This is a genomic window from Acinetobacter sp. LUNF3, from assembly GCF_022699605.1.
Lineage (GTDB): Bacteria > Pseudomonadota > Gammaproteobacteria > Pseudomonadales > Moraxellaceae > Acinetobacter > Acinetobacter johnsonii.
Genome location: NZ_CP093968.1, coordinates 2182876 through 2204291 on the forward strand (window position 1 = coordinate 2182876; position 21416 = coordinate 2204291).

The 21416-nt window shown below is 43.4% G+C and carries 19 protein-coding genes; 9 read left to right on the forward strand and 10 right to left on the reverse strand.

What is annotated here, in order from left to right; translation table 11 throughout:
- Positions 1 to 120 precede the first annotated feature (120 nt).
- On the forward strand, positions 121 to 837 hold the full coding sequence (gene trmB / locus MN200_RS10640) for a tRNA (guanosine(46)-N7)-methyltransferase TrmB (RefSeq protein WP_005400603.1): 717 nt from the start codon (positions 121 to 123) through the stop codon (positions 835 to 837).
- Positions 838 to 892: 55 nt separating this feature from the next.
- Here the strand turns inward: trmB and MN200_RS10645 are convergent, their stop codons facing one another.
- The 7 genes from MN200_RS10645 to MN200_RS10675 all read right to left on the reverse strand — a co-directional run bounded on the left by MN200_RS10645 (position 893) and on the right by MN200_RS10675 (position 7748).
- Positions 893 to 1678, reverse strand: a complete 786-nt coding sequence (locus tag MN200_RS10645; RefSeq protein ID WP_242759372.1) for a fatty acid desaturase — start codon at positions 1676 to 1678, stop codon at positions 893 to 895.
- Positions 1679 to 1805: 127 nt separating this feature from the next.
- Positions 1806 to 2579, reverse strand: coding sequence for a Rossmann-like and DUF2520 domain-containing protein (locus tag MN200_RS10650; protein WP_058869938.1), 774 nt, complete (start codon positions 2577 to 2579; stop codon positions 1806 to 1808).
- A 90-nt stretch (positions 2580 to 2669) separates the two neighbouring features.
- Positions 2670 to 3467 (reverse strand): thioesterase family protein, encoded by a 798-nt coding sequence (locus MN200_RS10655; RefSeq protein ID WP_004696223.1) that lies wholly within the window; start codon positions 3465 to 3467, stop codon positions 2670 to 2672.
- Positions 3468 to 3520: 53 nt separating this feature from the next.
- Complete coding sequence (locus MN200_RS10660) at positions 3521 to 4195, reverse strand: class I SAM-dependent methyltransferase (RefSeq protein WP_114392848.1); 675 nt, start codon at positions 4193 to 4195, stop codon at positions 3521 to 3523.
- Between the two features lie 70 nt (positions 4196 to 4265).
- Positions 4266 to 5258 (reverse strand): biotin synthase BioB, encoded by a 993-nt coding sequence (gene bioB / locus MN200_RS10665; protein ID WP_058869939.1) that lies wholly within the window; start codon positions 5256 to 5258, stop codon positions 4266 to 4268.
- 74 nt (positions 5259 to 5332) lie between these two features.
- Complete coding sequence (locus tag MN200_RS10670) at positions 5333 to 7021, reverse strand: AMP-binding protein (protein WP_058869940.1); 1689 nt, start codon at positions 7019 to 7021, stop codon at positions 5333 to 5335.
- Positions 7022 to 7121: 100 nt separating this feature from the next.
- Positions 7122 to 7748 carry a TetR/AcrR family transcriptional regulator gene (locus MN200_RS10675; protein WP_058869941.1) on the reverse strand — a complete coding sequence of 209 codons (627 nt, stop codon included), beginning with the start codon at positions 7746 to 7748 and terminating at the stop codon, positions 7122 to 7124.
- A gap of 148 nt (positions 7749 to 7896) precedes the next feature.
- Here MN200_RS10675 and MN200_RS10680 point away from each other — a divergent pair, with 148 nt between their 5' ends.
- The 8 genes from MN200_RS10680 to MN200_RS10715 all read left to right on the forward strand — a co-directional run bounded on the left by MN200_RS10680 (position 7897) and on the right by MN200_RS10715 (position 17330).
- Positions 7897 to 9069 carry an isovaleryl-CoA dehydrogenase gene (locus MN200_RS10680; RefSeq protein ID WP_058869942.1) on the forward strand — a complete coding sequence of 391 codons (1173 nt, stop codon included), beginning with the start codon at positions 7897 to 7899 and terminating at the stop codon, positions 9067 to 9069.
- Between the two features lie 36 nt (positions 9070 to 9105).
- Positions 9106 to 10707, forward strand: a complete 1602-nt coding sequence (locus MN200_RS10685) for a carboxyl transferase domain-containing protein (protein ID WP_058869943.1) — start codon at positions 9106 to 9108, stop codon at positions 10705 to 10707.
- Positions 10708 to 10717: 10 nt separating this feature from the next.
- On the forward strand, positions 10718 to 11512 hold the full coding sequence (locus tag MN200_RS10690; RefSeq protein ID WP_058869944.1) for an enoyl-CoA hydratase/isomerase family protein: 795 nt from the start codon (positions 10718 to 10720) through the stop codon (positions 11510 to 11512).
- 20 nt (positions 11513 to 11532) lie between these two features.
- A complete protein-coding gene (locus tag MN200_RS10695) occupies positions 11533 to 13524 on the forward strand; it encodes an acetyl/propionyl/methylcrotonyl-CoA carboxylase subunit alpha (RefSeq protein WP_242759374.1) in 1992 nt (663 codons plus the stop codon).
- Entirely contained in the window at positions 13521 to 14423 is a 903-nt protein-coding gene (locus MN200_RS10700; protein WP_242759375.1) for a hydroxymethylglutaryl-CoA lyase, read from the forward strand. The genes MN200_RS10695 and MN200_RS10700 overlap by 4 nt, the downstream gene beginning before the upstream one ends.
- 26 nt (positions 14424 to 14449) lie before the next feature.
- Positions 14450 to 15154, forward strand: coding sequence for a CoA transferase subunit A (locus tag MN200_RS10705; protein WP_242759376.1), 705 nt, complete (start codon positions 14450 to 14452; stop codon positions 15152 to 15154).
- Positions 15155 to 15157: 3 nt separating this feature from the next.
- Positions 15158 to 15787, forward strand: a complete 630-nt coding sequence (locus MN200_RS10710) for a CoA transferase subunit B (RefSeq protein WP_010327116.1) — start codon at positions 15158 to 15160, stop codon at positions 15785 to 15787.
- Positions 15788 to 15920: 133 nt separating this feature from the next.
- Positions 15921 to 17330, forward strand: coding sequence for a TIGR00366 family protein (locus tag MN200_RS10715; protein WP_242759377.1), 1410 nt, complete (start codon positions 15921 to 15923; stop codon positions 17328 to 17330).
- Positions 17331 to 17421: 91 nt separating this feature from the next.
- Here MN200_RS10715 and MN200_RS10720 read toward each other — a convergent pair whose 3' ends face one another.
- From MN200_RS10720 to MN200_RS10730, 3 genes are all read right to left on the reverse strand, one after another.
- Positions 17422 to 18444 carry a hypothetical protein gene (locus MN200_RS10720; protein ID WP_058869986.1) on the reverse strand — a complete coding sequence of 341 codons (1023 nt, stop codon included), beginning with the start codon at positions 18442 to 18444 and terminating at the stop codon, positions 17422 to 17424.
- A 114-nt stretch (positions 18445 to 18558) separates the two neighbouring features.
- On the reverse strand, positions 18559 to 20016 hold the full coding sequence (locus MN200_RS10725; protein ID WP_058869950.1) for an OmpA family protein: 1458 nt from the start codon (positions 20014 to 20016) through the stop codon (positions 18559 to 18561).
- 160 nt (positions 20017 to 20176) lie between these two features.
- Positions 20177 to 21412: a dihydroorotase gene (locus MN200_RS10730; protein WP_058869951.1), complete on the reverse strand. Its 1236-nt coding sequence runs from the start codon at positions 21410 to 21412 to the stop codon at positions 20177 to 20179.
- Between the last annotated feature and the right edge of the window lie 4 nt (positions 21413 to 21416).

The following is a 21416-nucleotide window of genomic DNA, read 5'->3' on the forward strand; positions in this document are numbered from 1 at the left end:
ACAGTTTCTAGGCTGAGCAAACTCAATGGTGCTGAATTTAATAAATTCTGAGTAAAAAATTTGACTTGTCCTGCTCAGGACTTACAATACCGCTTTCGAATTTCTACATCTGCCAAAATTATGACGAATGATCAATTAGACCAGCAAGTCGTCGAGCTAGACAACTTAAATGAACACCGCGAAATTGTGACATTTATGCGTCGTTCATCTCCGCTGAACACCTCGCAACGTACTGCGCTTGAACAATATGGTCACATGATTTTGGAATATCCTGTAGGTGACTTACGTCAGCAGTTTGAACATCCAGAGCGTCCGCTCACGGTTGAAATCGGCTTTGGTATGGGACGTTCATTGGTCTTGATGGCGCAGGCCAACCCTGAACGTAACTATGTCGGGATTGAAGTGCATGTTCCGGGGATTGCGCAATGTGTGTATGAAGCTGGAATTGCAGGTTTAACCAATCTTCGTCTTTTAGATGCAGATGCCATTCAAGTATTACGTGAAATGCCAGATAACAGCATCAACGCTGTGCAACTATACTTCCCAGACCCATGGCAGAAAAAACGTCACTTCAAACGTCGTTTTGTGTCACATGACCGTATGCCGCTGGTTGAGCAAAAGCTAGAAATGGGTGGCACATTCCACGCAGCGACAGACTGGGAACCGTATGCAGAGTGGATGATTGATGTACTCGATAACCGTCCAAATCTTGAAAATATGGCAGGTAAAGGTAACAGTTACCCACGTCCAGACTGGCGTCCACAAACTAAATTTGAACGTCGTGGACTCGAAGAAGGTCATAAGATTAACGACTTCTTATTTAAGAAAATTAAATAAATTTTAGATCTTCAAAAAATAGGGCCTAGAGCCCTATTTTTTATGCTTAAAAATGTTAAAACACATGCCTAATTTCAACCGTTGGATCATGTTCATCCAAACGTTTTGCCAAAATATGTAAACGTCGTGTCGGCACTGCGGGAAACAAATGATGTTCCACATGATAAAACATGTTGTAGGTTACGACCCGTTTAAACTCATTACGCACAGTACGCGCCATATACACATGATCTTCCGTATCATGATGCACCGTCCATACCGCAAAAAATGCCGTCATGCATTGCCCAATCAACATGGCACTGACATGGTATTTTAAAATACTGATATCCAAGACCACAAAAACCAAAAACAATACAATGACGTTGGCAACCAGCTCAGCAGACATCCATTTTTTCTGGTTTTTAGTCCCAACCTCAAAGGCTTTTTTATGCAACATCCATGGAAAAACAGGGCCAAAAAGTAAGGCTTGCCACCACTTCATGGTTGCACTTTTCGCTTCAATATCCTCATCCTGCATACAGTGCTGATGGTGTCGGAGGTGATTAATTTGTACTGCATGCATCGAACCGAGCATGACGATGCTCAAAACAAACATCACCCAATGGGTCGCAGGTCGGCTAATCCCTAAGGCAAAATGAAAAGCGTTATGCACCTGTCTGAGCCCTGTTAAGAAAAACATAAACGAGCAAAACAGCGCCAAGACATACCACTGTAAACTTGCAAAAATAAAAGAAACGATCAACCACGGTAAAGAGATAAATAACTCACTGATCACATCGGCACGGCCTAACTGAACGAGATCTTTCCACTGCACTTGTTCTAATAATGAATGTGAACGCATACGCCCTCTATTTGTTTGTATTTATTTTAAGCAACACTGTACCGAATCTTAGGGCATAAAAAAAGCCACGTTTTCAGTGGCTTTGCTTGTTCTTTGTGACTCGCTTTTTTGTTTATTATTTTAAATGTCAACTGTGACGTTGACTGATCTGCTGACTCATTAAGGCATACACTTCAGCAAGATCCGCTCGTTGAGCTTGCGCAAGCATCTGTTGATGCATCTGTAAAATATTCTGATCCTGACGCATCGCAGGGCCAGTTTGCATCTGCTTCGGATTATTCTGTGTGGCTTTCTGCGCGGTTTCTAAAATCAAGGGGTATAGCAGACTAAAATCGACCTGCTCTGCATCCACCACTTGTTTCGCCATGTCATAACAATAATTACTAAAATTACAGGCAAAGACAGCCGCTAAATGCAAACTTAGACGCTGCGCAGAGCTGTAGCTATACACGCGTTGGCTCAGGCTTTCTGCCAGTGTATGTAATCGTTGAAGATCCATATTTTCAGTGGCTTCTACAAACAACGGCGTATTTGACCAATCAATTTCACGTTCTAAGCTAAAGGTCTGTAAGGGATAAAAAACTCCTGCACGTGCATGTTGCGTCGACAAAACTGAAAGCGCTGTACTCCCCGAAGTATGTACAATCAACACATTCGGCAGATATTCAGTCAAGGCCGAAATCACACTCGGAATAGACTGATCACTTACTGCAATCATCACCAAATCCACATCAGCATTTAACTGCTGAAAATGACTGACCGCCTTTGCATGTACGACTTGTGCCAAATCTGTAGCTTTGTCAAAGCTTCGGCTATAAATATTGACGATTTCATGCTGAGACATCAGGGCTTTGGCCAAATGATGAGCCACCCGCCCGGCTCCAATTAAACTGATCCGCATCTTCATTTCACTATTTTAAAATGCCTACAGCATGCCAATAAAAAAAGGATGAAGCAATTCATCCTTTTTTATTAAATTGACACTGACCAACTAAAACTTACGCAGGGTCAAAATCTGTTCACTACGACCAAATGGCCCTTGCTCATCGTGCAAAACCGCACTGGTTAAACCGATACCATCATCACCATATTGCTGCGTCGCTTCCAAACCTAACCATTTCCCTTGGGGTAAACGGTATAAATGCAGTTGTAGGTCTAAATTGGGAAAGCCCCATCCAGATGCAGGATTTTGACGTGGCACAATACCGTTGGCTGTGTCGACCATGCCCAATAAGCGCACAAAACTTGATGTGTCCTGAGCTTCCACCATGTCCAAATCATTATGTAACCAGACAATGCCTTTACCCGCACGGTGCCCTTCTGCCGCACGTGTCTCAATACTTTGGATATAACCACCCGGCCAACATTTCATCCCATCCCATACTGGCAAAGTTTCAGGATGTACAATCGATTGATCTTCTAGCCCTGCAATTGCACTGGTATCTTGCTTCATCATTTTCCAAGCACGGGCCACAATACAGGTCTTCCCGTTTGCCTGCATTTCCGCCTCGATCAGTTCAATGGTTTTTCCAGCACGAATGACACGGGTATGCACCGTAAACTCACCAAAAGCGATCAGTCCAAAAATATCTAAACTCACGCGTCCAATGCGCATCTCATCACGTGGTTGAAACTGCTCTAACTCTGCACACAAAACCCCTGTTGCAGGTGCCATGTGCTGTTCATGCGGGTTCCATGCGCCTTGTGCATGAATATTGGAAAGATAAGACGCCGTACAGCTCCCATCACTGTGCTGTTCACGATTTAAAAGTTGATAATAGGCTGCCATGTATATTCCTTCACTCTTATCTTTAAAATGTATCTTTTTACTGCAATTGGTTTTTACTTTTGTACAAAAAAACCATAATAATTCAACAATTGACTATAAGTTCGTACTTCATTAAATCCAACTTTAGTCAGAAGCTCTCGCATCTGGCTGACCGAGACCAAATAAAAATCTTGTTGTAGCCGCTCAATCATTTTTTCACTCTGTATCACTGTCAAACCATTGCTCTGACATAAGGTTTGTAGAACCTTGAGTTCAGTGTCATCACTAGAGCTCATCAGGTCATAGCTCAGTAAAATAGCTTGTGTTTTAAGACAGCGTAAAATGTCGGCAAAGAAGAATGACTTTGCTTCAAGTGGAATAAAATGTGCCACCAATATGGCTAAAGCGGCATCAAACTGTGCACTTTCTTGTAATGCCGTCGTATCACCATGAACAAAGTGAACCCGCGTTAAATCACTATGGGTCTCGCTCAATAACTGCTGCGCTTTTTCAATCATGGTCAAAGATGGGTCGACAGCGGTAAAACTCCACGTCGGATGCTGCGCCAACAAATATGAAAGCTCATAACCTGTACCACATCCCACAATCAATACGTTCGCATGTTCTGGTAAATGTGTTTTTAAAATGGCTTGAATTTGCAGATGAACCAACTCATAACCTGGAATGAGCTTACGAATATGTTGATCATAACCATCCACTACAGTTTGACTCTGAAAGTCTTTCGCCATTTTATTGTTCACTCATCTACTTTTATTCGTCGCCCTAAATCTACACGTTCATCACCGCATGTTCTAGCACTTAAGCCACAGCCATAGCATCGACCGTTAACTCAGCAAGTTGGGGTTTGGCTTTTTCTGCATGTAAACCCAGTTTTTGAAAGAGTTGTTGATCCTTGCCTTGTGCTGTATTTGGCGTAGTCAGCAATTTCTCACCAGAAAACAATGAGTTTGCACCGGCCATAAAAGCCAAAGCTTGATCTGCATCGGACAACGATTCACGTCCCGCAGATAGACGAATATAACTTTTCGGCATAATAATGCGCGCTACGGCAATTGTGCGAATCCACTCTGTCACATCTAACTTTTCAACTTCTGCCAAAGGCGTACCCTGCATTGGGACCAGCATGTTGATTGGCACAGATTCGGGATGTATCGGTAAAGTCGCCAATTCAAACAATAAGCCAATTCGATCTTTGGTCTCTTCACCTAGGCCAACAATCCCGCCACTACACACTTTTAAGCCTGCCTCTCGAACATGACTTAAGGTATCCAAACGGTCATCAAAACTACGGGTACTAATCACATTAGGATAGTACTCACGCGACGTGTCTAAGTTATGGTTGTAATAATCGAGTCCTGCACCTTTTAATCGTTCGGCTTGGGAGGCATTCAGCATGCCTAGGGTCATACAGGTTTCTAAACCCAATGCTTTGACTTCACGTACCATATCCAAGACATAAGGCATGTCGCGCTCATGTGGATTTCGCCATGCTGCACCCATACAAAACCGTGTAGAACCCGAGGCCTTCGCCTGCTGTGCTTCGCTAATGACCTTTTCAACCGCAATTCTTTTTTCAGCTTCAAGCTTTGAGTCATAACGCGCAGACTGTGAACAATATTTGCAGTCTTCAGGGCATTTTCCTGTTTTGATCGACAGTAAAGTACTGACTTGAATGGCATTCGCTTCAAAGAACTGACGATGAATTTGCTGTGCTTGAAAGACCAAATCTAAAAAAGGCTGTTGGTAGAGTGCTTGTATTTCAGCGCGAGTCCAATCATTTCTCAGGTGCATATTCTATTCCTTTTGCTTTTCACTTCGGACTTTCCTTTGGCTTTAACCCAACAAAGGAAAGTCCGTCTTCAACCTTATGCGATTTCTTTCAAGTCCAGTTCATTACGCATAAATTCCTGCAATTTAAACTTCTGTGCTTTGCCCGAAGCCGTCATTGGGAACTCATTAAAAAACCGGACATAACGTGGAACTTTATTGTGTGAAATGTGTTCCGCACAGTACTGACGGATCGACTCTTCAGTAATTTCATGATGCTCATGTAAAATAATACAAGCACACAACTCTTCACCATAACGTGCATCTGGCAGACCAATGACTTGGACATCACTGACATCAGGATGGGTATATAAAAAGTCCTCGATTTCTTTCGGGAATAAGTTTTCTCCGCCACGAATGACCACATCCTTAATTCGGCCTTTAATTTTCACAAAGCCTGCTTCGTCCATTTCTGCGATGTCACCTGTATGCATCCAACGTGCTGAATCAATCACTTCTTGTGACTTCTCATGGTCTTCCCAATACCCCAACATTACCGAATAGCCACGAACACACAGTTCACCCAACTGACCGCGCGGCACAACTTTGCCTTGTTCATCAACAATTTTAATTTCAAGATGTGGATGGACACGCCCTACGGTTCCGACCCGTTGTTCAACTGAATCTGAAGTTGAACTTTGTGCACTAACCGGTGCCGTTTCAGTCATACCATAGCAAATGGTAATTTCAGACATATGCATCCGATCAATAACACGTTGCATAATTTCACGTGGACACGGACTACCCGCCATAATGCCTGTACGTAAACTAGAAAGATCAAAGTCATCAAACTGTTCATGCTCTAAAATGGCAATGAACATGGTCGGTACACCGTATGCAGCAGTACATTTTTCTTGTTGAATGGCTTTTAACGTTTCTAAAGGATTGAACACCGCCGATGGATAGACCATGGTTGAACCATGCGTAATACAGGCCAAATTACCCATCACCATACCGAAACAGTGAAAGAGCGGTACAGAAATACAGACTCGATCGGCAGGGCTTAAGTGAATGGCTTCACCAACAAAATAACCATTATTGAGAATATTATTATGTGTCAGCATTGTGCCCTTCGGGTTACCCGTGGTGCCCGAAGTGAACTGGATATTGATGGTTTCATCAAACTGTGACTCGCTAGCAACGAGCTCTAATTGATTGAGCTGTCGCTTACTGGGGGGAGAGAGTAAGTCGCTAAAACGATGCAAACCCGTATGTTCTTCTTCATCAATTTTAATAATATATTTTAAATGTGGCAGTCGTTCTGCCTTTAACACTTTATTTTCAGCACCTTTAATTTCAGGGGCAATTTTCATTAGAATATCTTGATAATTGGTGCTTTTAAATTGCGATGCAATGACCAAGCCCTTACAAGAGACTTTATTCATCACATATTCGAGCTCATTACTTTTATAGGCAGGGTTCAAGTTGACTAAAATGATACCCGCTTTAAACGCAGCAAACTGGGTAATCGTCCATTCCACACAGTTCGGTGACCAAATCGCAAGTCGATCGCCTTTCTTCAAGCCCAGTTTTAGTAAACTACAGGCAAACGCATTGACCTGAGTTTGCAATTCCTTATACGTGAGTCTGACATTTTGATGCAGGCTGACAACAGCATCTTGTTCCGCATACTGCTGACAAGCCTGATCAAATTTCTCACCAATCGTCATGCCTAATAGGGGCTGACTGCTCGTTCCATAGGCATAACTTAACCGTTCTTGTGTCATCGAATCGATCTCCTTGATTCATTGTAATCTTGTTATTCAACTTTAATTGTTCTATGACTACTTCCCTTCAAACACCAAGCCTTTGTGTTCACACCTGCTACTATTTTTCCTCCTGAACCTGAACTGCATTGACACAAAATTCGGCAATTTGTTTCACAAAGTAGTCTTTATAGTTTTGATCAAACATCACATTTCGAGACGGATTTAAAGGCTCAATCACCACAAAAGTCATGGCGCCGACCACACAAAGTGCTGCGGTATTTAAGTCTTCAAAACCGAACTCGCCGTTAATTTTCCCTGCGGCCAGTATCTCTTTCATGCTCTGTTTAATCAGTTGTTTACTGCGAAAACGCTCATGTTCTAATTCAGCATCAACTGGTTCAAACATGAGTGAATACGCAAGTTGGGGGCTATTCATGGCACGCTTCACAAACGTGGTCACCGCTTTGTCTAATTTCTGTTTTGACGAGAGCTCACTTTCAGCAATGTGATTTAAAATTTTCACCTCATGCTGAATGGCCTCCGAAAGAACCTCAATTAACACTTGGCTTTTGTTATCGAAGTAACGATATACCAAACCACTGGAAACACCTGCACGTTCAGCAATCGCTTGAATTTGTGCGTCCTTAATCCCCCCTTGAGCAATAAGTTCACGAGCGGATTGCAAAATCGCTTGGCGATTTTGTTCCATTCGTTCTTGCATCAACGATGATCTTTTATAACTCATAATTCTATTCTCAACCAGATAAAATGAATTGTAAATCAATTTGTGAATTTTAGTTCACTTTTTTAAAAATTCGATGTATTGTAAAAATCAAGCACAACAAAAATGCTTTATCAGGAACAATAAATACACTCATAGGACGAATGAAGAAATGACCTTCCAAAGCTTAAATTTCGGTTTAGATGAAACACTCATTGCACTGCGTGATTCCGTTGCGGCTTTTTGTGCCAAGGAAATTACTCCTATTGCGCAACAAGTCGATCAGAACAACGAATTTCCAGCTCAGTTGTGGAAAAAATTTGGCGATATGGGCTTACTCGGTCTGACCGTCAGTGAAGAATATGGCGGTACAGGCCTAGGTTATTTGGCACATATCATTGCCATGCAAGAAATCTCACGTGCTTCAGCTTCGATTGGTCTTTCTTATGGTGCACATTCTAACCTATGTGTGAATCAAATTAACCGAAATGGCAGCGAGGAACAAAAGCAGCGCTATTTACCTAAGCTAATTTCAGGTGAATACGTCGGTGCACTCGCAATGTCTGAACCAAACGCAGGCTCAGATGTAGTCAGCATGAAACTCAAAGCTGAAGATTGTGACGATCACTTTCTGTTAAATGGTTCAAAAATGTGGATCACCAATGGTGGTGATGCTGATGTGCTTGTAGTGTATGCCAAAACGGATCTGCATGCAGGTGCTAAAGGCATGACAGCCTTCCTTGTAGAAAAAGGCATGGAAGGTTTTAGTCATGGAACACATTTAGACAAATTGGGTATGCGTGGTTCGAATACTTACCCGCTGTTCTTTGACAACGTGAAAGTGCCAAAAGAAAACGTAATGGGCGGTGTTGGAAACGGCACCAAAGTGCTCATGAGTGGTTTGGATTATGAGCGTGCGGTTTTAAGTGCAGGTCCTTTAGGCATTATGGATGCCTGCATGGACACCGTGATTCCCTATATCCATGACCGTAAACAATTCGGCCAAGCGCTCGGTGAGTTCCAGTTGATGCAAGGAAAAATTGCCGATATGTATTCGACTTGGTTGGCATGTAAAGCGCTAGTCTATGCCGTGGGTGCTGAGTGCGATAAGGCCGACCATAGCCGTAGCCTACGTAAAGATGCAGCCAGTGCAATTTTATATGCTGCTGAAAAAGCCACATGGATGGCAGGTGAAACCATTCAGACCTTAGGTGGAAATGGGTATATCAATGAATTTTCTGCAGGCCGTCTATGGCGCGATGCAAAACTCTATGAAATTGGCGCGGGAACTTCTGAAATTCGCCGTATGTTGATTGGCCGTGAACTGTTTAATGAAACAGCTTAATCCTCCACAACAATAAAAATGACAAGGATGTTCGTGATGAATCAATTACATAGCAAGATCAATATTCGAAGTGAAGACTTCAAAACCAACCAAACCGCGATGCAAAGCTTGGTCGATGACTTAAAGCAAAAAGCAGAACAAATTGCTTTAGGCGGCGGCGAAGCGGCGCGACAAAAACATTTGGCACGCGGAAAACTGTTAGCACGTGATCGTATTGATCAGTTAATTGATGCAGGCACGGCATTCCTTGAAATTGGTCAGTTGGCAGCACAAAACGTCTATGCAGACGATGTACCTGCGGCTGGTGTCGTTGCTGGTGTAGGTCAGGTCAATGGTGTGACCTGTATGATCGTCGCCAACGATGCGACAGTGAAAGGCGGCACGTACTACCCATTGACGGTGAAAAAACACTTACGTGCTCAAGAAATTGCGGAGCAAAACCATTTACCATGTATTTATTTGGTGGACTCAGGCGGTGCTTATTTACCCATGCAGGACGAAGTTTTCCCTGATCGTGATCACTTTGGACGTATTTTCTATAATCAAGCCCGCATGTCGAGCATGGGAATTGCCCAAATTGCGGTGGTAATGGGCAGTTGTACAGCTGGGGGGGCATACGTACCTGCCATGTCTGATGAAACCATTATTGTGCGTAACCAAGGGACTATTTTCTTAGGTGGCCCACCGCTGGTGAAAGCAGCAACAGGTGAAGTGGTCAGCAGTGAAGACTTAGGCGGTGGTGATGTGCATACTCGCCTGTCTGGTGTAGCGGATCATTTAGCTGAGAACGACGAACATGCAATTGCCATTGCTCGTAACATCGTGGCGAACCTGAATAAAACACCACAAACGCGTGCAACAGAGATTGAAGAACCGTTATTTGATGCAACAGAACTGTATGGCATTGTGCCAAGTGATGCACGTAAACCATTCGATATTCGTGAAGTGATTGCGCGTATTGTTGATGGTTCACGTTTTGATGAATTCAAAGCTCGCTTTGGCACCACCTTAGTCACAGGTTTTGCCAAAATCTATGGCATGCCCATTGGCATTATTGCAAACAACGGTATTTTATTTTCAGAGTCTGCTCAAAAAGGGGCTCATTTTATTGAGCTCTGTACGCAGCGCAATATTCCCCTACTGTTCCTTCAAAACATTACTGGCTTTATGGTCGGTCGCCAATACGAAAATGAAGGCATTGCCAAAAATGGCGCCAAACTGGTCATGGCTGTTGCAACCGCAAATGTCCCGAAACTTACCCTTGTGATTGGTGGTTCATTTGGTGCAGGCAACTACGGTATGTGTGGTCGTGCCTATTCTCCACGCTTCATGTGGACATGGCCGAACTCGCGTATTTCAGTCATGGGTGGTGAACAAGCGGCAAGTGTATTGTCGACCTTAAAGCGTGATCAAATCGAAAAACGTGGCGAGTCTTGGTCTGCGGCAGAAGAAGATGATTTTAAACAACCTTTCCGTGACCAATTTGAACGTCAAGGCCATCCATATTATGCATCGGCGCGTTTGTGGGATGACGGTGTGATTGACCCTGCACAAAGCCGTCAGGTGCTCGGTTTAAGTTTAGCCGCAGCCTTAAATGCACCCATTCAACCGACCAAATTCGGCGTGTTCCGCATGTAGGAGATGAGCAATGAGCTTTCAATATTTACAACTCGAACAACGCGACCAAGTGGCAACGGTATGGATTAATCGTGCAGAAATGCATAATGCCTTCAATACTCAAGTGATTGAAGAACTGCACCGCTGCTTTAGCGAACTCAACACGCGTGATGATGTTCGTGTCGTGATTTTAGCAGGACGTGGCAAAAGCTTCTCAGCAGGTGCTGACCTGAACTGGATGAAAGAAGCAGGACAAGCCTCACAGGCTGAAAATGAAGCCGATGCACTGAAACTAGCGAAAATGCTACAAAGTTTAGCGACTTTAAAACAACCAACCATCGCCCGTGTGCAAGGCATTGCTTTTGGTGGTGGGATGGGACTGGCTTCTGCCTGTGATATTTGTGTGGCAAGCAGCGATGCTAAGTTTGCGACCTCTGAAGTTCGCTTAGGTTTAGCCCCTTCAACCATTAGCCCTTATGTGATTCGTGCGATTGGTGCACGTCAGGCTTCACGCTACTTTTTAACCGCAGAGCGTATTTCTGCGGAGCAAGCCCTACACATTGGTCTAGCGCATGTGGTGGCCGATGCTGAACAGTTAGATGAAAAAGTCACAGAAATGGTCGATGCCTTACTTTTGGGTGGGCCAGCAGCACAAACGGCTTCAAAACAACTTATCCAAATGGTCGATCAGCAAGTGTTAACCGAAGCATTGTTGTTGCAAACAGCACAACATATTGCCCATGTACGCCAAGGATCAGAGGCGAAAAATGGCTTAAATGCTTTTTTAAATAAACATAGTCCAGTCTGGATCAAGACGACGGCATAACAACAAGAAAGGATATCGATATGTTTAATAAAATCTTAATTGCAAACCGTGGTGAAATTGCTTGTCGTGTGATCCGAACTGCAAAAAAAATGGGCATTGCCACCGTTGCAGTCTATTCAGATGCTGACGCTCAAGCACAGCACGTGCAACAAGCCGATGAAGCCATTTATATTGGCGAATCTCCTGCTGCACAAAGCTACCTACAAATTGAACGTATTATCCAAGCTGCCTTAGATACAGGCGCAGAAGCAATTCATCCAGGTTATGGCTTTTTGTCTGAAAATGACCAATTTGCCAATGCCTGCCAAGAAAACAACATTGTCTTTATTGGCCCACCTGTAGATGCCATTTTAGCCATGGGCCTCAAAGCCACTTCTAAATCCTTAATGGAGAAAGCAGGTGTACCGCTGACACCGGGCTACCATGGCACCAACCAAGATCCTGATTTTTTAAAACAACAAGCCGATGCCATTGGCTACCCTGTACTGATTAAAGCCAGTGCTGGCGGTGGTGGTAAAGGCATGCGTTTGGTTGATCGAGGCGAAGACTTTTTAAGCCATTTGGCTTCATGTAAAAGTGAGGCGCGTTCAAGCTTTGGCAATGACGATGTACTGGTTGAACGCTATGTAGTACAACCGCGCCATATTGAAGTGCAAGTTTTTGGTGATACACATGGTAACTATGTGCACCTCTTTGAACGCGATTGTTCGGTACAACGTCGCCATCAAAAAGTACTAGAAGAAGCGCCTGCACCCAAAATGGCAGAGCCAAAACTCGAAGCCATGCGCCAAGCCGCTATTGATGCAGCACGTGCAGTGGATTATGTCGGTGCAGGGACAGTTGAGTTTATTGTGGAACAAGACGGCACGGCGTATTTCATGGAAATGAATACTCGCCTGCAAGTTGAGCATCCTGTAACAGAGATGATTACAGGGCAAGATTTGGTGGAATGGCAACTACGTGTCGCTTTTGGTGAACCGCTGCCTAAACAACAACACGAGCTCAGTATTCATGGTCATGCATTAGAAGCGCGTGTCTATGCTGAAGAACCTGAAAAAGGTTTCTTACCTGCAATTGGTAAAATCCACTACCTGCACTACCCTCAGCAAAATGAGCATGTCCGCGTAGACAGTGGCATTGTTGAAGGGGATGAAATCACGACCTTTTACGACCCAATGATTGCCAAATTAATTGTTTGGGCAAAGAATCGTGAAGCCGCACTCACCCAAATGCACCATGCACTGAGTCAATTCCATGTCGATGGCTTGGGCAATAACATTGCATTCTTAGACCGTTTGGTCCGTTCAGAATCGTTTAAAACTGCCAACCTAGACACCAACTTAATTCAACGTGAAGAAGCGTTTTTACTGCAGCACAATGAAACAGCCTCTTCAGAGCTCATCATTACGGCAGCATTGATTGAACTCTTGTCCCGTTTTGCCAGTAATAAAACAGCTGCAAATCCTGTATGGCAAGCCGAGTCTCTATGGCGTTTAAATATTAATGCTAGCTATGCCATTAAACTGGCACTAAACGATGAAGAACATAAAGTCTATTTCAGTCCAACGGCAAAAGGATTTACAGCGCAGTACAATGGACATAGCGTTTTCATTCAGGGTGAATTGTTAGAAGCACATTTAGCTAAAATTGAATGTAAAACAAGCAAAAAGACCTATGCTTATAGTTCAAATTCACACGGCCTAACCCTGTATGCAGATGGTCAAAGCTATAAATTTGCACATATTCAGCCTAACTTTAATACGGAAGATGATGCTTCTGATGCCAACAACTTAAAAGCACCAATGCCAGGTGTGATCACGCAAGTCTTGGTACAAAACAACAGCGCAGTGAAAAAAGATGATGTCCTCCTCACGCTGGAAGCGATGAAAATTGAATATTCAATTCGTGCTCCACATGATGGCATTGTCTCTGCGGCTTACTTCCAAGTCGGTGATCAGGTCAAAGCGGGTGATGAATTGGTTGAGTTTTCAAGCTTGGAAGGTGCCGCATGAGTGAATTTGTCAAAATTGTCGAAGTCGGGCCGCGAGATGGTTTGCAAAATGAAAAGACACCACTCACTTCGGATGACCGTCGTAAACTGATTTTAGATTTAATGCAGACAGGACTCAGTGCCATTGAAGTGGGCTCTTGTGTCTCTGCAAAGTGGGTTCCACAAATGGCACAGAGTGATGAACTCTTTGCCAGCTTACCTAAAGATCCGAATATCAGTTTTAGTTTATTGACTCCGAACTTAAAAGGGTTTGAGTCTGCATTGGCTGTCGGCTGTCAGGAGGTTGCTGTTTTTACCGCAGCCTCCGAAAGCTTCACTCAAAGAAACATCAATTGCTCCATTGATGAAAGCTTTGAAAAATTTGCAGACATCATGACTGCAGCGAAAGCTCATCACCTCAAAGTGCGTGGTTATGTGTCTTGTATTGTTGACTGTCCCTATGAAGGTGCAATTGCGCCGAGCAAAGTTGCACACGTCAGTCAACGTTTGCTGGACATGGGCTGCTATGAAGTGTCCTTAGGTGAAACGATTGGCGCGGCGACACCAGACCGCGTGAAAAAAGTCTGGCAGGCATGTTTAGCTGAAATGGATGCCGCGAGTTTAGCAGGACATTTTCATAATACCTATGGCATGGCGATTGCCAACATTTACCAGTCTTTAGAACAAGGCATTCGTGTATTTGATTCGTCCATTGCAGGTCTAGGTGGCTGCCCTTATGCCAAAGGTGCATCGGGCAATGTCTCCACAGAAGACCTTTACTACCTACTCTCCAACATGGGCTATGACACAGGGATTGATCTTGATGCACTGATGATTGCCAGCCAAAACATCAGCCAAGTACTACAACGTACCAATCCATCTAACTATGCCAATGCCTACTGGCAAAAGCGCTGTGCCTAAGCCATTCAATTGATAACGAGAACACTATGGTCAATAAAGTTTATTCAAGTGCAAAGGATGCACTGCAAGATGTGGTTCAAGATGGTCAAACCCTAGCGGTTGGTGGCTTTGGTTTATGCGGTATTCCAGAAAGTCTAATTACGGCCTTGAAACAAACGGGCGTGAAAAACCTCACCTGTATTTCGAACAATGCAGGCGTCGATGGTTTCGGCTTAGGACTCTTATTAGAAAGCAAACAAATCAAAAAAATGATTGCTTCCTATGTAGGTGAAAACAAAGAATTTGAACGTCAGTTCTTAAGTGGGGAGCTTGAAGTGGAGCTCACCCCTCAAGGTACACTGGCAGAAAAACTCCGTGCTGGAGGTGCAGGTATTCCCGCTTTCTTTACCGCAACAGGCGTCGGTACGCTTATTGCCGAAGGCAAAGAAGAGCGTATGTTTAATGGCAAACCTTATATTCTAGAAAACTCACTCACCGCAGACATTGCACTCGTGAAGGCATACAAGGCCGATACTGCAGGTAACTTAATTTTCCGTAAAACCGCACAAAACTTTAACCCTGTATGTGCGATGGCTGGAAAAGTCTGCATTGTCGAAGTTGAGGAAATTGTTGAAATTGGCGCTTTAGATCCAGACCAAATTCACCTGCCGGGTATTTATGTCAATCGCATTGTGCTGAATGCAAACCCTGAAAAACGTATCGAACAATTCACATTAAAAGAGGAGGCTTAACCCATGGCTTGGTCTCGTAATGAAATGGCACAACGTGCAGCGCTTGAGCTGGAAGATGGTTTTTATGTCAATTTAGGCATTGGCTTACCCACACTGGTGGCCAACTATATTCCTGAAAACGTCAACGTCTGGTTGCAGTCTGAAAATGGATTGTTAGGTATTGGCGAGTTTCCAACAGCCGAAACAGTCGATGCCGATTTAATCAATGCTGGAAAACAAACTGTTACTGCACGTCAGGGCGCCGCATTTTTCTCTAGTGCAGATTCTTTTGCCATGATCCGTGGAGGTCATGTCAATATCGCCATTTTAGGGGCAATGGAAGTCTCACAAAATGGCGATTTGGCCAACTGGATGATTCCGGGTAAAAAAGTCAAAGGCATGGGTGGCGCCATGGATTTGGTTGCTGGAGTACAAAAAGTGGTGGTGCTCATGGAACACTCTGCAAAAGATGGTACGCCGAAAATTGTCGAGCAGTGTAGCCTGCCCCTGACAGGCAAAAATGTCGTACATCGCGTGATTACTGACCTCGGTGTCATGGACATTACGCAGGAAGGTGTGAAATTAGTTGAACTGGCGAAAGATGTCAGTTTTGAAGATATTCAAAAAGTGACAGGTGTTCCCCTCATCCGCTAATTCGACATCATTTATACAATAGAAAAATAATCCAATGCCTTTAAAGCAGCGATCCTGTTTTAAAGGCATTTCTATCAGCACGGATAGGCTGAATCAAAAATTCATACCTTATAGATAAAAATGGAATCAATGCATGGAAAACTCTCAAAATATTTTGCAACGTTTTGCACTAAGTGTCAGTGATTGGTCGGAGAAATGGTTTCCAGACTCTTATATTTTTGCCCTATTGGGTGTCGTGATCGTCGCAATTGCTTCGATCAGCATTGGCGCACCTGCCAAAGATGTCGCAGTGTCCTTTGGTGATGGTTTTTGGAGTCTGATCCCTTTTACCTTACAAATGTGTATGCTGATTGTGGTTGGTTATGTGGTTTCTGTTTCAAAGCCTGTAGAGCTGCTGATTCAAAAAATGGCCCGAATTCCCCATAGTGGTCGCGGTGCAATTGTTCTTGTTGCCACGGTCAGTTTATTAATTTCGCTGATTAACTGGGCAATGAGTACGGTACTGACTGCCCTGCTGGTGATTGCGTTAGCTAAACGCAAAGAACTGAATATGGACTATCGTGCTGCCGCTGCCGCCGCGATTATTGGTATGGGAGCAACGTGGGCCTTAGGTATTAGTTCTTCTGCGGCACAACTGCAAGCCAACAAATCCAGCCTGCCCGAATCGATTTACAATCTAACCGGTGTGATTCCCTTTACCGAAACCATTTTCTTGCCTCAGTCGATGATCATGACGGCTGTATTGATTATTGCCTCGATTGCTATTTCATTTTGGTCTGCACCCAAAGGGCAAGACATTAAAACCATTGATCAATTCCCCATCCAGTTTGAGGAAGAAACTAAGCCGACAGCAACCACAAAACGCCCAGGAGACTGGTTAGAGAACTCGCCTTTATTGAGTATCTTGATTGTGCTCTTGGGTCTAGTTTGGATGTTCAATGAGTTCAGCAAAAGTAATCCGATCTTGGCCATTTCAAGCCTAAATACCTACAACTTTATTTTCCTGATGCTGGGTATTGCACTACATGGTACGCCACGAAATTTCCTCAATGCTGTCACCAAAGCCGTGCCAGCAGTCTCAGGGGTCCTGATTCAGTTTCCGCTGTATGGCAGTATCGCCTTTATGATGACGCAAGCCTTGAACAGTCATGATTTGTCGCTATCACATTATATTGCTGAGTTTTTTGTTTCGATTGCCTCCAAAGAGACCTTTGCCATTGTGATGGGCTTATATTCTGCCATTTTAGGCTTTTTCATTCCTTCTGGCGGCGGTAAATGGATTATTGAAGCACCCTATGTCATGCAAGCAGCACATGATTTAAAAGTGCATTTGGGCTGGTCGGTGCAAATCTATAATGCTGCTGAAGCCTTGCCGAATTTAATCAACCCATTTTTTATGCTGCCCATGCTTGGCATTCTCAAATTAAAAGCCAAAGATGTGATTGGCTTTACCGTCACTCAATTGGTTTTCCATCTGCCTTTGGTGCTGTTCCTACTTTGGATTTTAGGTCGTAGCCTGACCTATATGCCACCTACCTTCTAAACGAGGGACAAAAAACACAATCTAAATAAAAAAGGACGAATCATATTCGTCCTTTTCTCATTCTATAAAGCGTATTTTTAATGTAGTCCAATTAATTAAACACATTATTTAAATACACAATGCGCTCATTAGTTTTTTGGTTAAAGCACTTGGTATATTGCAATTGTTGATCTTGGGCACGTAAAGCATCATCCCAATATTGCGACTGCTTTTGATAAGTTTCTTTTTCACTATCCGTCATTTGGTAGACACTTTTTTGGGAAATCACTTTACAGTCCACATCACGCTTTTCAAACCACTCCGTTTGGTCTTGTTGTAGCTGCTGTTTTTGTTCCTCAGTGAAATTGTCCCAAGTTTGGTTCAGACGTTCCACCACTTTGACTTGGTCAGCGTCCAGTTCTTTCTTACGAATATTCATGGCTTTCTGTGCCAGTTCCATCTGCGCAACTTCTTGCTCATTATATTGTTTTATATTCTTTTGTATTTCTGCATTTTCTTTTTCATATGCCGCAAACTGAACCGCATGCTGAGTCACCAACACTACACCATCAATCACGCCATTTTGATTGGGTACATTCAGGCTAATGCCTTCTTTATCTGTTTTAATGATGTTATAGCTGAATGCACCTTGTAGCTGATCATTGTCTAAGTTGAGTGAATATTCCCCCTCTTCTAAGACATCACGCAAAGTACTTTGATAACCGTCCTCACACTCTTCGCATGGACGCGCTAAAAACGCATTTTCAGCACGTTTCTGTAACCCTTTCGGGAAAATCACCACCAACTGGCTTTCGCAGTCCAATTGCTTCGCTGTATCAGGCTTTTCTGTAGTTGTTGAAATCCCTTTAATTTCAAAGCGAATGCCGTTATTAATCTGCGTTAATAATTTTTCATCGGCCTCATATTCACGGCTATCACGCAAACGGCGGTCTAAGGCTTTTAAGTATTCAGCTTTTAAATGCGCTTGAATTTGTTCGACATTGGCAGGAGCCGTACAACTCCAATCTGACATTTCTTGCGGTTCAGCAACCGTTTCTGTTTTATTCTCGGTTCGGTTACAAGCACTTAAAAATAAACTGCTCAAGATTAGACTGGCAAAAATTGTTTTCTTCATCATTGTTATAAAACCATAAGGCTGTTGTTTTTCGCAGCGTATTTAACCAAAAAATAAGCTTTTATGCGAGTAGCTATATAAAAGAACCCTGCCGTAGCAGGGTTAAAACATCGCTTAGTTGACCTTTTCAACACCACGATCATCCACTTCACGCACCACACCCGAGTCTGTATTTAAAACCTCAAACTCGATACGGCGGTTTTTAAACTTGCCTTCATCGGTTTGATTGTCTGCAATTGGCTTTTCTTGCCCATAACCAATGGCTCTCAACTGCGCAGGATCGACACCTTTAAAAATTAAATAATCCACCACCGCTTGTGCCCGATTTTGCGACAAAGTTTTATTGACTGCCGCATCTCCCGTTGCATCTGTATGCCCCATCACGGTAAGTTTGACTTGCGGTGCTTTTTGCATCAGCGCTGCGGCCTGATCCAAGATCGACTTATTGGCATCAGGTATCGTCGATGAAGCTGTATCAAAGTTAATAATTTGCAAATTCAATGCCGTGGCAACATCTAATGCTCGAACTTGCTCAGGATTAATTTCTGCCAGCGCACGCTCAGCATCACTAATACTGGTATCCACGGCACGGTTTACATCCAGTGGTTGCTGCGTCACAACTGTCATATTACGCAGTAAAGGTTTAATTTGATCTGCCACTTTAAGTGCATTGGCTGGATCTTGTGATTGAATCGATAACTGATTGCCAAACCATGTTAAATTTATATTTGGCACACCTTTCAATGCACTGATTACACTGGGTATCGCATCTTGGTCAATAAATTCAGTGTGATACATACTCTGCATATCTGCACCACAGCCGATGCTATTATTAAAAATTTGCTTTACTTCTTTTTGCAAAATTTCAACATAAGCTGCATTGGCTGAGAAAATTTGGCAAGTGACCAAGTCTCCTGTTGCCCCTGTGGTGATTTGAAATTTAGCAGGTTGGCTGGCATTCACATTTGCAACTGGTGCTGTTTCAGTCGTGGCTTTTTCGGTACAGGCCCTAAAAATAAAAGCAAACAATGCCGCAAAAATAATTAAAGCCAAAATTGGCAGTAAAAATGACCGTTTCTCATCTACTTTTGTGGCATGTACACTTGCAGGTGCGACATGTGTAGCCTGTCCTTGTAAGGTATTTACCCCTAATCCAGCCAGTAACGCGCTTGCCCACTCAGGTAATGCACGACTAATGGAATCTGTGTTGACCTCTAGTAAATGGGAAATCGCTTCAGGTTCTGAAGAGCCTGCCTCAGTGGCTAAAAATGCTAATGTAGGTGTAATCGAACGGCTCAAGGTACTTTCAATTTCATCTGCGGGTGCTGGCCCGCGGACATGCTCCAAAAACTGTTGCTTTAGACTGACATTCGATGCAAAAGCATCATTGAGACGTGGATTCAACTGCTGTTGAAATGCAGGAATCAATTCAGATTTTGACTTTAATATAGACAGTAAAATTGGTAAAAAGGATTGAATTGCTTGATTTTTTTCAAGTAAATGTTGTGTATCACCCTCTAAAACAATTGCAGAGACATTTTGTTTTAGTAAATCCATAAAATCGACATTCATGAAGTCTTACCCCACTTTTTCTCATTGTTTTCATCGTCATTTTTCAGTTTATCTGTTCATTTTTTATACTTTGTAAAATATTGTATTTACATCAGTTTTATCTAGGTCCAATAAAAAAGCCAGCCGAAGCTGACTTTTTAATCCACGTGTAATGCAATGTTTAAGCTGCAAAAGTTTTTAGAACTTTTCCTTTCACCACTTGATTGATCAAAGGTGTATTTTTACCTTGCGACAAAATATTGTCTTTATTCACAATCCAGTCTAACTCAGGATCAACCAATACCCAGCCTGCTTCAGCAGTCCAACGTTCAAGCATATTGGCTACCGTGGCAGGTGCAATCGTGACTTTTTCGACCCATTCCAAAGGACTAAATAAACCTTCACGTACCAATTGCACACCAAAAGCTACATAGGTATCAAAAGCAGTGATGCCCGGTTGCGTTTCAGCAAATGGTGCTAGCTTTGCAGAACTGCTTAACGGTTCATGATGTGTACAAATCGCATCGATCACTCCACTTTTCACACCTTGGCGAAGGAGCTCTTTATCCGACTCAGCACGTAACGGCGGACGGACATGTGCAAGTGAGTTAAAGCCATCAATCAACTGATCTGTTAAATGCAGCTGATGCATTGCCACATCACAAGTGACTGGCAGGCCTTTATCTTTAGCGATTTTGATCAAATCGACAGAAGTGCCTGTAGACAATAAGCCAAAGTGAGCACGAACACCCGTCGCTTCAATCATTAGCAAATACTTGGCAATCGCAATGGTTTCGGCAATCGCAGGGATGGTCGGTAAGCCCTGACGCGATGCCACAAAGCCCTCATGGACACAGCCATCTTTGGCAATTTGCGGTTCTTCGGCATAAAACACCACAGTCATACCAAGGCCAGCTGCGTATTCTAAAGTGCGCAGCACCACATCGTCATCTGCAAAAGGCGCATTGGCATTTGAAACGGCTGTACAACCACCCTTTTTGAGACCCGCCATATTTGCAGGTTGATTACCTTGTAGACCTTGGGTTTGAGCACCAATCACTTCAAGATAAATGCCGCCATCCAACATGGCTTTTTCCATCAAACCATGAATCAAAGCACCATTGTCTTGCACAATCGGTTTTGAGTCTGGCGGTGTAAACACATGCAAAATACCATTTTCACGCGCAGCACGACCTTCTGATTTTAATGTCCCGTGCTGTTGCTGACCTGGTTCACGTAGGCGTGCACATAAGTCCACCATGGTTGGCATTAACCACTTGCCTTGACCATCAATTGTTTCAGTGACATTGGCTGTTTCAGCAACCAGCTTGCCATTTTCGATATACACCGTTTGAACCGCATCTGTTTGATGAATTGGGTCAAGAACACGTACATTTTCAATTTTTACAACAGTCATGACT

Coding starts and splice junctions, on each gene's coding strand:
- trmB (WP_005400603.1), top strand. CDS start 121: ATGACGAATGATCAATTAGACCAGCAAGTCGTCGAGCTAGACAACTTA.
- MN200_RS10645 (WP_242759372.1), bottom strand. CDS start 1,678: ATGCGTTCACATTCATTATTAGAACAAGTGCAGTGGAAAGATCTCGTT.
- MN200_RS10650 (WP_058869938.1), bottom strand. CDS start 2,579: ATGCGGATCAGTTTAATTGGAGCCGGGCGGGTGGCTCATCATTTGGCC.
- MN200_RS10655 (WP_004696223.1), bottom strand. CDS start 3,467: ATGGCAGCCTATTATCAACTTTTAAATCGTGAACAGCACAGTGATGGG.
- MN200_RS10660 (WP_114392848.1), bottom strand. CDS start 4,195: ATGGCGAAAGACTTTCAGAGTCAAACTGTAGTGGATGGTTATGATCAA.
- bioB (WP_058869939.1), bottom strand. CDS start 5,258: ATGCACCTGAGAAATGATTGGACTCGCGCTGAAATACAAGCACTCTAC.
- MN200_RS10670 (WP_058869940.1), bottom strand. CDS start 7,021: ATGACACAAGAACGGTTAAGTTATGCCTATGGAACGAGCAGTCAGCCC.
- MN200_RS10675 (WP_058869941.1), bottom strand. CDS start 7,748: ATGAGTTATAAAAGATCATCGTTGATGCAAGAACGAATGGAACAAAAT.
- MN200_RS10680 (WP_058869942.1), top strand. CDS start 7,897: ATGACCTTCCAAAGCTTAAATTTCGGTTTAGATGAAACACTCATTGCA.
- MN200_RS10685 (WP_058869943.1), top strand. CDS start 9,106: ATGAATCAATTACATAGCAAGATCAATATTCGAAGTGAAGACTTCAAA.
- MN200_RS10690 (WP_058869944.1), top strand. CDS start 10,718: ATGAGCTTTCAATATTTACAACTCGAACAACGCGACCAAGTGGCAACG.
- MN200_RS10695 (WP_242759374.1), top strand. CDS start 11,533: ATGTTTAATAAAATCTTAATTGCAAACCGTGGTGAAATTGCTTGTCGT.
- MN200_RS10700 (WP_242759375.1), top strand. CDS start 13,521: ATGAGTGAATTTGTCAAAATTGTCGAAGTCGGGCCGCGAGATGGTTTG.
- MN200_RS10705 (WP_242759376.1), top strand. CDS start 14,450: ATGGTCAATAAAGTTTATTCAAGTGCAAAGGATGCACTGCAAGATGTG.
- MN200_RS10710 (WP_010327116.1), top strand. CDS start 15,158: ATGGCTTGGTCTCGTAATGAAATGGCACAACGTGCAGCGCTTGAGCTG.
- MN200_RS10715 (WP_242759377.1), top strand. CDS start 15,921: ATGGAAAACTCTCAAAATATTTTGCAACGTTTTGCACTAAGTGTCAGT.
- MN200_RS10720 (WP_058869986.1), bottom strand. CDS start 18,444: ATGAAGAAAACAATTTTTGCCAGTCTAATCTTGAGCAGTTTATTTTTA.
- MN200_RS10725 (WP_058869950.1), bottom strand. CDS start 20,016: ATGAATGTCGATTTTATGGATTTACTAAAACAAAATGTCTCTGCAATT.
- MN200_RS10730 (WP_058869951.1), bottom strand. CDS start 21,412: ATGACTGTTGTAAAAATTGAAAATGTACGTGTTCTTGACCCAATTCAT.